9 protein-coding genes are annotated in these 12397 nt (G+C 61.3%); all 9 read right to left on the bottom strand.

The window, feature by feature from the left end; all coding sequences use genetic code 11:
• Window positions 1-48: 48 nt before the first annotated feature.
• The 9 genes from AB5Y99_RS17945 to putA all read right to left on the bottom strand — a co-directional run bounded on the left by AB5Y99_RS17945 (window position 49) and on the right by putA (window position 12284).
• Window positions 49-636 (bottom strand): hypothetical protein, encoded by a 588-nt coding sequence (locus AB5Y99_RS17945; protein WP_368210361.1) that lies wholly within the window; start codon window positions 634-636, stop codon window positions 49-51.
• A 237-nt stretch (window positions 637-873) separates the two neighbouring features.
• The gene (locus AB5Y99_RS17940) at window positions 874-2178 is read right to left on the bottom strand and encodes an NAD(P)/FAD-dependent oxidoreductase (protein WP_368210360.1); all 1305 of its coding nucleotides are present in this window, start codon (window positions 2176-2178) and stop codon (window positions 874-876) included.
• A 159-nt stretch (window positions 2179-2337) separates the two neighbouring features.
• Window positions 2338-3417 carry a class II fructose-bisphosphate aldolase gene (gene fbaA, locus AB5Y99_RS17935; protein ID WP_005335434.1) on the bottom strand — a complete coding sequence of 360 codons (1080 nt, stop codon included), beginning with the start codon at window positions 3415-3417 and terminating at the stop codon, window positions 2338-2340.
• 115 nt (window positions 3418-3532) lie between these two features.
• On the bottom strand, window positions 3533-4696 hold the full coding sequence (locus tag AB5Y99_RS17930; RefSeq protein WP_005335436.1) for a phosphoglycerate kinase: 1164 nt from the start codon (window positions 4694-4696) through the stop codon (window positions 3533-3535).
• Between the two features lie 61 nt (window positions 4697-4757).
• On the bottom strand, window positions 4758-5768 hold the full coding sequence (epd, locus tag AB5Y99_RS17925; RefSeq protein ID WP_368210359.1) for an erythrose-4-phosphate dehydrogenase: 1011 nt from the start codon (window positions 5766-5768) through the stop codon (window positions 4758-4760).
• Between the two features lie 60 nt (window positions 5769-5828).
• Window positions 5829-6758, bottom strand: coding sequence for an ROK family protein (locus AB5Y99_RS17920; protein WP_320545847.1), 930 nt, complete (start codon window positions 6756-6758; stop codon window positions 5829-5831).
• A 111-nt stretch (window positions 6759-6869) separates the two neighbouring features.
• On the bottom strand, window positions 6870-7937 hold the full coding sequence (gene hemE, locus AB5Y99_RS17915) for a uroporphyrinogen decarboxylase (RefSeq protein WP_368210357.1): 1068 nt from the start codon (window positions 7935-7937) through the stop codon (window positions 6870-6872).
• Between the two features lie 182 nt (window positions 7938-8119).
• Complete coding sequence (nudC, locus tag AB5Y99_RS17910; RefSeq protein ID WP_042053898.1) at window positions 8120-8899, bottom strand: NAD(+) diphosphatase; 780 nt, start codon at window positions 8897-8899, stop codon at window positions 8120-8122.
• A gap of 220 nt (window positions 8900-9119) precedes the next feature.
• Window positions 9120-12284: a bifunctional proline dehydrogenase/L-glutamate gamma-semialdehyde dehydrogenase PutA gene (putA, locus tag AB5Y99_RS17905; protein WP_368210355.1), complete on the bottom strand. Its 3165-nt coding sequence runs from the start codon at window positions 12282-12284 to the stop codon at window positions 9120-9122.
• Window positions 12285-12397: the final 113 nt, after the last annotated feature.

The raw sequence follows: 12397 nt of genomic DNA, 5'->3' as shown, positions 1-12397 counted from the left end.
TTCCGCTCCTTATGCTCTGCAACGACTGGACTACCGTTGCCAACCAGCTCAAACCTGGGTATCGACCCGATACCCTTTTCGCTCGGCAGGTTCGCTCGGCAGCTTGCTGGCCAACCCTGAGAGTACCTCCTTGAGGGTGACCCCGCTCTCTGCCGCACCACTGCTCTCCAACAGCTCGGTCAGCTGGCTCTGCAAGGGGTTGACCGCTTCACGCTCGGCTCCTTGCTCGCTCTCTTTTTCCTGTCCGCCCTGCTGATCCAGCGTCTCCAGCAGGCGCTCCAGATCCCGCTTGAGCGGGTTTTCGCTGCTGTCGGCGATGGCGAGTTTGCGCTGTTCCTGCTCTTGCCGCTGTTGTTGCTGCAATGCCAACTGTTGCTCCTGCTGCTGTTGCAGGGAGCCCATCATGGTGTTGATGAACGCCTCCAGCGAATCCCTGATTGAAACAGTGCCACCGCCGCTGCTCTCCCCTTGCGGTGACAGCCCCAGCTCATCCAGCACAGCGCCAAGGTCGCGCACCAGGCTGTCACTGCCCGTTGATGGTGAAGTTGCAGCCCGCTCCTGTGCCTGCACAGCGGGAGAACCCTGCCGTTGCGCCAGCGGGCTGAGCCCGCCTGACGCGACCACATTTATCTCCATCTTGGCCCTCCTCTCCCCGCCCTCTGGCCCTTTTTCGGCAAATATTCCGGTAATCAGACAAACTCTTGCCCCTTGGCAGATAACCGCACTCACACCTAAAAGATAGCGCCAACCAGACGAGATTGGCGCGAATGCATCTTTTGGTCTATCAGGCGGAACGATAGTGCTAACCCGCTATAAACAAGGGATGGCAAGGGGGCTTCGTTCAGCCAGCACTGCGCCGGCTGACAATGGGGGTCAGAAGATATCCTTCATCCGGTGCCACAACATTCCCAGTGCCAGCAGCGGGGAGCGCAGCGCCGGGCCGCCGGGGAAGGTGATATGGGGCACACTGGCAAAGAGATCGAAACCCCGACTTTCGCCGCGGATCGCCTCGGCCACCAGCTTGCCCGCCATATGGGTAGCATTGAGACCGTGACCCGAATAGGCCTGGGCGTAGAGCACGTTTGGGTATTCCTTCAAGCGGCCAATCTGCGGCAGCCGGTTGGCACCGATCCCGATCATCCCGCCCCACTGAAACTCGATGGCAGTGCCAGCCAGCTCGGGGAAGACCCGCAGCATCTTGGGCAACATGAAGGCCTTGATGTCGCGGGGATCCCTTCCCGAGTAGTTGCAGGCCCCGCCAAACAGCAGGCGACCGTCGGCGGAGAGGCGGTAGTAGTCGAGCGCCACGTTCTGATCGCACACCGCCATATTTTGCGGCAGCAAACGCTGGCGCAAGCGGCGATCCAGCACCTCGGTAGCGAGGATATAGGAGCCGGCCGGCAGCACCCGCCCTCCCAGCTCCGGATTGAGGTCATTGAGGTAAGCGTTGCAGCCGATCACCAGATAGTCGGCAGTGACCCGGCCGTGGGCGGTGGTCACCTCCACCTGCTTGCCGTAATCGATATGGGTCACCCGGGAGTGTTCAAACAGGGAAACCCCGAGGCTGGCTGCGGCGCGCGCCTCGCCGAGCGCCAGATTGAGGGGATGGAGATGGCCGGAGCCCATGTCGATGAGGCCGCCGATATAGCGATCCGACCCCACCACGCTATGGATATCTTCCCGCGGCACCAGTTTGAGTTCGTGCTCATAGCCAAGGCTCGCCAGATGGTCGAGATCCTCCTCGAAGCCGGCCAGATGGCGCTGACGGGTGGCCAGATCGCAGTAACCCCAGGTGAGGTCACACTCGATATTGAAACGCTCAACCCGCTCGCGTACCAGCTGCACCGCCTCCAGCCCCATCAGGTCGAGCTCGCGTACCCCTTCCTCACCAATCCAGCGGGCGAACTGGCTGGTATCGTGGCCGATACCGCGAATAAGCTGGCCGCCGTTACGCCCGGAGGCGCCCCAGCCGATGCGGTTGGCCTCCAACAGCACCACCTTGTAGCCTGCATCAGCCAGGTTGATGGCGGTGTTGAGACCGGTAAAACCACCGCCGATGATGCAGACGTCAGCCTTGTGCTCCCCCTCCAGCTCGGGCCACTGTTGCGAGTCGTTGCGGGTGGCCGCGTAGTAGGAGGCGACGTGCTCCTGATATCCGTTGTGCTTTCCTGCCTGCATACTCAGCATCCTGCCTTGGTTGCAAATTGTTTAATAAAATAAGCAAAGTTGTTTCGATAATACCCAGTTCCCCCTCCACTCACCAACCGGTGCGGATCACAGAAATGCAAAAGGCGCCCCGAAGGGCGCCTTTTCATGCAATCAAGGTGCTGTAACGAATTACAGTACGTCGATGGCGTTCAGGTCGGAGAATGCTTTCTCCAGACGAGCGATCATGGAAGTCTGACCTTCACGCAGCCATACGCGCGGATCGTAGTACTTCTTGTTCGGCTTGTCGGCGCCTTCCGGGTTGCCCAGCTGGCCTTGCAGGTAAGCTTCGTTCTTCTTGTAGAAGTTCAGCAGACCTTCCCAGGTTGCCCACTGGGTGTCGGTGTCGATGTTCATCTTCACTACGCCGTAGGAGATGGACTCGCGGATCTCTTCCAGAGTGGAACCAGAACCACCGTGGAATACGAAGTCCAGAGACTTGGCAGGGATGCCGAACTTCTCGGAAACGTACTTCTGGGAAGCGTCCAGGATGGACGGGGTCAGCTTGACGTTACCCGGCTTGTATACACCGTGTACGTTACCGAAGGAGGCAGCGATGGTGAAACGCGGGCTGATCTTGGACAGACGCTCGTAAGCGTAAGCAACATCTTCCGGCTGGGTGTACAGAGCGGACTGATCCATGTGGCTGTTGTCGACGCCGTCTTCTTCGCCACCGGTGCAACCCAGTTCCAGCTCCAGAGTCATGTTCATCTTGGCCATGCGGGTCAGGTACTCGCAGCAGATGTCGATGTTCTCTTCCAGAGACTCTTCGGACAGATCCAGCATGTGGGAGGAGAACAGCGGCTTGCCAGTTTCAGCAAAGTGCTTCTCGCCCGCTTCCAGCAGACCGTCGATCCACGGCAGCAGCTTCTTGGCAGCGTGGTCGGTGTGCAGGATTACCGGCACGCCGTAAGCTTCGGCAACAGCGTGAACGTGCTTGGCACCGGAGATGGCACCCAGGATGGCAGCTTTCTGACCTTCCAGCTTCAGACCCTTACCGGCGGTGAACACGGCACCACCGTTGGAGAACTGAACGATAACCGGCGCTTTAACCTTGGCGGCAGCTTCCAGTACGGCGTTCACGGAGTCGGTACCAACGCAGTTTACGGCCGGCAGAGCAAAGCCGTTCTCTTTAGCGATGGCGAACACTTTCTGAACGTCATCACCAGTGATCACGCCGGGTTTTACGAAGTCGAAAATTTTCTTAGACATGTTTAATCGTCCTGTCTCGTATGCCGTTAATAAAAAATGGGGGGTTCATCATGAACCGGCACAGCGGGCACATGATAAACGAAACGGGAGGCTTTTGCCCCCCGTTCCGGGTCAATTAGGCTTTGGCGCGCTGTTCCAGAATCGCAACAGCCGGCAGTACCTTGCCTTCTACGAACTCCAGGAAGGCGCCGCCGCCAGTGGAGATGTAGGAGACTTTGTCAGCGATGCCGAACTTGTCGATGGCAGCCAGGGTGTCACCACCGCCAGCGATGGAGAAGGCCGGAGAAGCAGCGATGGCTTCAGCGATAACCTTGGTGCCTTCAGCAAACTGGTCAAACTCGAATACACCAACCGGGCCGTTCCACAGGATGGTCTTGGCGTTCATGATGATGTCAGCCAGGGCCTTGGCAGAATCCGGGCCGATGTCGAAGATCATGTCGCCGTCGGTCACGTCAGAGACGGACTTGATGGTCGCCGGAGTGGATTCGGAGAACTCGGCACCTACAACCACGTCGGTGGTCACAGGAATGTTGGTCTCGGCAGCCAGTTTCTTGGCGGTGTCGATCAGATCGTGCTCGCACAGGGACTTGCCGACGTTGTGACCGGCAGCAGCGATGAAGGTGTTGGCGATGCCACCACCGACAACCAGCTGGTCAGCGATTTTGGAGAGGGATTCCAGAACGGTCAGCTTGGTGGAGACCTTGGAGCCGCCAACGATGGCAACCATCGGGCGCTCGGGCTTCAGCATGGCTTTGCCCAGCGCTTCCAGTTCACCCGCCAGCAGCGGACCGGCACAGGCGACCGGAGCGAACTGAGCCACACCGTAGGTGGAACCTTCGGCGCGGTGAGCAGTACCGAACGCATCCATTACAAAGACGTCACACAGGGCGGCGTATTTTTTGGCCAGCTCTTCGGTGTTCTTCTTCTCGCCTTTGTTGAAACGGCAGTTTTCCAGTACAACCAGCTCACCGGCAGCGACTTCTACGCCATCCAGGTAATCCTTGGCCAGGCGAACCGGGCAGGACAGAGCGTCTTTCAGATAGTTGACAACCGGAGCCAGGGAGAATTCTTCGTTGTATTCACCCTCGGTCGGACGACCCAGGTGGGAGGTGATCATCAGCTTGGCACCCTTTTCCAGAGCCAGCTTGATGGTCGGCAGAGTCGCAACGATACGTGCATCGGAGGTGACCTTGCCGTCTTTTACCGGTACGTTCAGGTCAGCACGGATCAGAACGCGTTTACCCGCCAGATCCAGGTCAGTCATCTTGATAACAGACATATTCAGTCCTCTATATTTTCCAGGTAATGTTAAAAACAGTAACCTTTCGCCCGGGGCAGGCTCAGCCTGCGGCCATCATGGCCCGGGTGGTATCCAGCATCCGGTTCGCGAAGCCCCATTCGTTATCGCACCACATCAACATCTTGACGAGGTTGGCATCGCTCACCCGGGTCTGGGTACCATCAATGATGCAGGAGTGTGCATCATGATTGAAGTCTACGGAGACCAGCGGTTCTTCCGTGTAATCCAGAATACCGTGTAATGTACCTCTGGATGCCCGTTGCAGGGCTTGATTTACGTCAGTAACTGTCACTTTTTTACGAACAGTAATACTGAGATCCATCGCTGTTACATTGATGGTCGGCACCCGCACCGCGATCGCCTCAAACTTGCCGGCGAAGTGGGGCAAGATACGCTCCAGCCCCTTTGCCAGCTTGGTGTCCACCGGAATGATGGACTGACTGGCAGCGCGGGTTCGGCGCAAGTCACTGTGGTAGGCATCGATGACTTGCTGATCATGCATGGCCGAATGAATTGTCGTAATAGTACCACAATTTATCTCGAATTCTCGATGCAATGTTTCAATCACCGGTACCACGCAGTTGGTGGTACAGGAGGCGTTGGAGACGATCCGCTCCGCTCCGGTGAGGGTATGATGGTTGACCCCGTAGACCACGGTGGCATCCACATCGGCATCCGCCGGGTGGGAGAAGAGCACCTTGCCCGCCCCCGCCGCCAGATGCAGCTCGGCATCGGCCCGCGAGCCGAACACCCCGGTGCAATCGAGCACCACATCGACTCCCAGCGCCCGCCACGGCAGCTTTGACGGATCCCGCTCGGCAAACAGGGAGATGAGATCCTCCCCCACCAGCATGCTGTTGCCCGCCAGTTGCACCGGATGGTGGAAGCGACCGTGACTGGTATCGTAACGGGTCAGGTGCACCATGGCCTCGGGGGCCGCCAGCTCGTTGATGGCGACGTTCTTGATGGTCTTGTCGCGCCCGCTTTCATAGAGGGCTCGCAACACGTTGCGACCGATCCGCCCGTAACCATTGATGGCAATCTTGATCATCGAGAATCCGTTTCCTTGAACCAGCAACAGGGCGGCGCACCGGCCGCCCGGGAGCCCCGGCTACGACAGCAGGGCCTCCTTGAATTCACCGCGGGCCAGCAGTGCGGCCCCGAATACCCCGGCACTGTCACCAAGGGCAGGAGCAATAATGGGGGCTCTGAAGCGGGGATTAAAGAGGAAGGGCAAAATTGTCTGCCGTCCGGCGCTGTAAAGGCTCTGCACATTACCCACCCCGCCGCCGATGACAATAACATCCGGGTCGAGAATGTTGACCACATTGGCCAGCGCCTGACCAAACAGCAAATGCAGCCGGTCGATGGTGAGCCTGGCCACATGATCGTGGGCGGTGGCGGCCGCGATTTGAGCAAGCGAGAGGCGACGCTTGGCCTTGGCCTCGTACCAGGCCTCCAGCGCCGGGCCGCTGATCAGGGTCTCGACGCAGCCACGCTTGCCGCAATAGCACTCGGGGCCATCGGGGGAGAGCACATTGTGGCCCCACTCGCCGGCGATGCCGTGATGACCATTGAGAATGCGGCCGTTGATGACGATGCCGGAGCCGACCCCGGTGCCCATGATGATGCCGAACACCACTTTCGCATCGGGATGGTGCTGGCGCACTGCACCGAGATGGGTTTCTGCCAGCGCGAAGCAGTTGGCGTCGTTGGCGATCAGCACCGGCACGCCCAGCTTGCGCTCCAGATCCTCCTTGAACGGCTTGCCGTTGAGCTCGGTGGTGTTGCAGTTCTTCATCAGGCCGGTCTGCGGATCCCGCGCCCCCGGCGTCCCCATGCCGATGAGGGCCGGGCGCTGGCCAATCTTCTCGGCGCACTCTGCCACCAGCTTGGCGATCTGGCCGATCATGTGCTCATAACCGCCAGCCCGCTCGGTGGGGATGCGGTGGCGCAGCAGCACCTCGTCGCCATCCAGCACCACGCATTCACACTTGGTACCACCAAGATCGATACCCCAATCCAGTGACTTGCTGCTCATCTTGCCTCCTGCACTGGCGCCACGTTCTCGTCGTTGCAGCGCCTATTTCAATGTAAAACGGGGCCTGACGGCCCCGGATTTCAAACACACTCTTCTTCTCTCGCCCCGGCCTTAGCGACCGTGGTACTGGGCGGAGAGCTCGTGTACCGCGTTGACGAACACGCCAGCGTGTTCCGGGTTCACATCCTGATGGATGCCGTGGCCGAGGTTGAATACATGGCCATTGCCGTGGCCGAAACCGGCCAAAATGGAGGCGACCTCTTCACGGATGCGAGCGGGCGTGGCGTAGAGCATGGAGGGATCCATGTTGCCCTGCAGCGCCACCTTGTCACCGACCCGGCGCTTGGCATCGGCGATGTCGGTGGTCCAGTCCAGACCCAGCGCATCGCAACCGGTGGCGGCAATCTGCTCCAGCCACTGACCGCCGTTCTTGGTGAACAGGGTGACCGGCACGCGGCGACCGTCGTGCTCGCGGATCAGGCCATCGACAATCTTGTGCATGTACTGCAGGGAGAAGTCGCGGTAATCGCGGGGGGTGAGCACGCCGCCCCAGGTGTCGAACACCATGACAGCCTGCACACCCGCCTTGATCTGGGCGTTGAGGTAAGCAATCACGCTGTCGGCCAGCTTGTCGAGCAGCAGGTGCAGGGTTTGCGGCTCCGCGTACATCATCTGCTTGATCTTGGTGAACGCCTTGGAGCTGCCCCCCTCCACCATGTAGGTGGCCAGGGTCCATGGGCTGCCGGAGAAGCCGATCAGCGGCACTTCCCCCTTCAGCTCGCGGCGGATGGTGCGCACAGCGTTCATCACGTAGCCCAGCTCATCTTCCGGATCCGGAATGGGCAGCGCCTGCACGTCGGCCATGGAGGTGATCGGACGCTCGAAGCGCGGGCCTTCACCCTGCTCGAAGTAGAGACCGAGCCCCATGGCATCGGGCACGGTCAGGATGTCGGAGAAGAGGATGGCGGCATCGAGCGGGTAGCGGCGCAGCGGCTGCAGGGTGACTTCACAGGCCAGCTCGGCATTGCGGCACAGGGACATGAAATCCCCCGCCTGGGCACGAGTCGCCTTGTATTCCGGCAGATAACGGCCAGCCTGGCGCATCATCCATACCGGGGTCATGTCCACATCCTGACGCAGCAAAGCGCGCAGGTATCGATCGTTCTTCAGCTCTTTCATCCCAGTTCCCGAGTTCGTATCATGCATAAAATGGCGGCCATAATACCACTTTGCCCACCGGAGCGGACTGCCCAAAACGTGGCAAATGGGCGCGCGGTTGCAAAGATGTGAAGGGGCGCAAACCTGACCGCCCCGCTTGTAACAAGAAGTGCAAAAAGATTGGCGAAAAGATAAGCGCCTCGTTACCCCTCGCCCGCCAGCGAACACTCGATCAGCCGCCGGGCGATGGTGCCGTGGGGCGGCAAACGCGGCAAGCGGTCAGCAGCAAAGAAAGCGGCGGCCACCAGTTCGTCATCCTGCACCCGGATCTCGCCGCTCTCGTAGTCGGCGGTAAAGCCCATCATCAGGCTGTGGGGGAATGGCCAGGGCTGGCTCGCCACATAGCGCACATTGCGCACCCGGATGCCGCTCTCCTCGAACACCTCCCGTGCCACGCACTGCTCGAGGTTCTCCCCCACCTCCACAAACCCGGCCAGCACGGTATACATGGGATCATCCGCCTGATAGTGACGGCGATGGGCCGCCAAGAGGATCTCCGGCCCCTTGCGCACCGCCACGATAATGCAGGGGGAGATGCGCGGATAGGCCGTGTGGCCATGGTGGCACACCTGCGCCCACTCCCCTGCCTTCGGGGTCATGGGGGCGCCGCACTCACCGCAGAAACGGTGGGTGCGGCGGAAGGTGGCGAGCTGCCAGGCGCGGCCCGCGAGACGAAAGCCCTCTTCGTCCCCCGCCACCATCAGCTGGCGCAGAGGGCTCATGGCGCTCGTGTCGGCCTCGTCCCCCAGATCCAGCAGATAACAGGGCAGTCCCTGCCACTCGTCGAAATGCTCGAAAGGGGCGTCAGCCAGCGCTGCGGGCAGACACGCTTTACTGCCCTGTGGCACCTGACCTTGCTGATCGAGCAGTACCAGATGATCGCCCCCCAGCACGAACCAGCGGGCTTGTTCAGTTAATGACATCGGATAAACACTCTCGTTAAAACAGAACCCTGACCACGGCTGGCCGACCAAGGGGCAAACGCCGCGCGAATGGCTCCCATCTTACGACCAGCACGGGTCGCTGACGACCCCGCTGTGGCCGATTGTCCCATTCGTAAAAACGGATGGCGCAAATAAAGGGGCCGCCCTGAGGCGGCCCGCTGTTATCCGGCATCCCGTATCCGGCCTCTATCGAAGCGGATCAGGCATCGCCCATCGCCAACAGGGAGGCGTTGCCGCCCACTGCAGTGGTGTTGATGGTACGGGTCTTCTCGGTAACAAACCGCCCGAGATAGTGAGGGCCACCCGCCTTGGGGCCGGTGCCGGAGAGCCCCTGCCCGCCGAACGGCTGCACCCCGACCATGGCGCCGATCTGGTTGCGGTTGATGTAAACGTTACCCACGTTGATGCGGCTCGCCAGCTCCTCGGCGTGGGATTCGTTGCGGCTGTGGATCCCCAGCGTCAGGCCGTAGCCGGTGCCGTTGATGTCGCTGATCACCTTGTCCAGATCCCGGGTGGCGTAGCGCACCACGTGCAGGATGGGGCCGAACTGCTCCTTGGCCAGCTCGCGGATGGAGCCGATCTCCAGCGCGGTCGGCTGGACGAAGTGTCCCTCCATGGTCGCGGCGGGCATCGGCGCCTGGGCAATCAGGCGAGCACGCGGGATCATGTAGGCGAGGTGGGCATCCAGCCCCGCCTTGGCATCGGCATCGATCACCGGGCCGACATCGGTGTTGTGCTCGGCCGGGTTGCCCACTTTCAGCTCCTGCATGGCGCCGGTGAGGATCTCCAGCACCCGCTCTGCGATCTCCTCCTGCAGGTAGAGCACCCGCAGGGCCGAGCAGCGCTGACCGGCGCTCTGGAAGGCGGCGCTTACCACGTCGCGCACCACCTGCTCCGGCAGCGCGGTGGAGTCGACGATCATGGCGTTCTGACCGCCGGTTTCGGCGATGAGCGGCAAGATGGCGCCATCGCGCTGGGCCAGGGTCATGTTGATGAGCTTGGCGGTCTCGGTGGAGCCGGTGAAGCAGACGCCGCCGATGCGCGGATCCGCCGTCAGCTTGGCCCCCACGGTGGCGCCGTCACCGGGCAACAGTTGCAGCACGTCGCCCGGAATACCGGCCTGATGGGCCAGAGTCACCGCCAGATGGGCGATAAGGCCGGTCTGCTCCGCCGGTTTGGCGATGACGGTGTTGCCGGTGGCCAGCGCCGCAGCGATTTGGCCGAGGAAAATCGCCAACGGGAAGTTCCACGGGCTGATGCAGACAAAGACGCCGCGCCCCTGCAGGAACAGCTCGTTCTGCTCACCGGTGTAACCGGGCAGCAGGGTCGCCTGCCCCATCAGGCTGCGGGCCTGCACCGCGTAGTAGCGGCAGAAATCCACCGCTTCACGCACCTCGTCGATGCCATCTTGCAGCAGCTTGCCCGCCTCGCGGGTACAGAGAGAGACAAACTGCTCGCGGTTCGCTTCCAGCAGATCCGCCAGCTTCTCCAGCGCGGCGGCCCGCTCGCTCACCGGGGTTTCGCGCCAGCGCGGGAAGGCGGCGTGGGCGGATGCCAAAGCCTGTTCCACCGCCTGCTCGTCGGCCCAGTGGATCTTGCCGACGGTGAGGCTCACATCCTGCGGGCTCAACACGGTGCGTGCCTCGCTGCGCTTGAGGGTCTCGCCATCGACGATGGGCCCTGCCAGCCACTGCTTGCTCTCCAGCTCTTTCAAGCGGGCGAAGAAGGGGCGCTGGATGGAGAGGATGTTCATGTTGACGCCGCTGGAGTTCTTGCGGTCGCTGAAGAGGTTCACCGGCTGCGGAATGCGGTCGTTGGCAAAGCCGGAGTAGCGCTTGAGGGTGCGCAGCGGATGCTCGGCCAGCGAGTCCACCGGGGTGTTGGGATCCACCAGCTTGTGAACGAAGGAGGTGTTGGCCCCGTTCTCCAGCAGGCGGCGCACCAGATAGGGCAGCAGATCCTTGTGCGCACCGACCGGCGCATAGATGCGGCAGTGCAGGCCGGGATTGTCGTTCAGCACGGCGTTGTGCAGCTCCTCCCCCATGCCGTGCAGACGCTGGAATTCAAACTGGCGATCACCGGCCATCTCCAGAATGCTGACCACGGTATTGGCATTGTGGGTGGCAAACTGGGGGGCGATAAAACCGCGAGTCGGCTCGCTCAGCAGGTAGCGGGCGCAGGCGAGGTAGGAGATATCGGTGCCCGCCTTGCGGGTAAAGAGCGGGTAGCCGGGCAGGCCCGCCTGCTGGGCATATTTCAGTTCGCTGTCCCAGTAGGCGCCTTTTACCAAGCGAACCGGAATGAGGTCACCCTGTTCGCGGGCCAGGGCGGTGAGCCAGCAGAGTACCGGCAGGGCGCGTTTGGAGTAGGCCTGCACTACCATGCCGAGCTTGCCCCAGCCAAGGTTGGCGTCGGAGCGATAGAGCTGCTCGAACAGATCCAGCGACAGCTCGAGGCGGTCCATCTCCTCGGCATCAATGCTGATGGCCACATCCTTGTCGCGGGCGAGACGCACCAGCCCCACCAGCCGCTCGCACATTTCGCCGAGCACCCGTTCGCGGTTGGCCACGTCATAGCGCGGATGAAGCGCCGAGAGTTTGATGGAGATGGAAGGGGCCGGGCCGCCGTCGCTGATCCGCTCGTTGCCCACCGCCTCGATGGCGTTGCGGTAATCGGTCAGATACTTGTCGGCATCCTGCATGGTCAGCGCCGACTCGCCCAGCATGTCGTAGGTGTGGGTGTAGCCCAGCTCGCGGGATTTGCGGCTCGCCTTGAGCGCCTCTTTCATGTCACGCCCCAGTACGAACTGCTTGCCCATGATCTTCATGGCGGCATACATGGCAGAGCGCACCACCGGCTCCCCCAGCTTGTTGACCATCCGCCCCAGCAGGTTGGCCGGGTTGCCGTCGAGCTTTTTGTCGAGCTTGATGATCTTGCCGGTCAGCATCAGCCCCCAGGTGGAGGCGTTGACCAGAGTGGAGTCGCTCTTGCGGAAATGGGATGACCAGTTGGCGCCGGAGAGCTTGTCCTTGATCAGGGCGTCGGCGGTCTCGGCATCGGGAATCCGAAGCAGCGCCTCGGCCAGACACATCAGGATGATCCCCTCCTGGGTATCCAGGCTGTACTCCTGCAGGAAGGCGTCGATACCGTCACCGGAGCCGCTCTCCTTGCGCACCTTGGTCACCAGAGTACGGGCACGCTGGGTCACCTGCTCCAGCGAGGCGCCATCCCCCGGCAGCATGGCCGACAGTTCGGCCAGATAGGCATTTTCATCCACCACGTAGTTCTGGGTGATGGCTTCGCGCAGGGCGGCCAGATCGGAGGGGATATAGTCAGCGGCAAGCACTTGAGTAGCTTTGAACATATGGGGTCTTCCTGTACGCCCTAGGGCTGATATCGACAAAGGCGGACGCGCCGCCGAAACGCCGATAATGTATACAATGTTGCACCCTATATGAAATGAATTTGTTGCCACTC

It is taken from the genome of Aeromonas sp. R4-2 (assembly GCF_040908295.1).
Taxonomy (GTDB): domain Bacteria; phylum Pseudomonadota; class Gammaproteobacteria; order Enterobacterales; family Aeromonadaceae; genus Aeromonas; species Aeromonas veronii.
The sequence above is the reverse complement of the archived record's forward strand: the minus strand, read 5'-3'. Positions and strand labels throughout refer to the sequence as shown.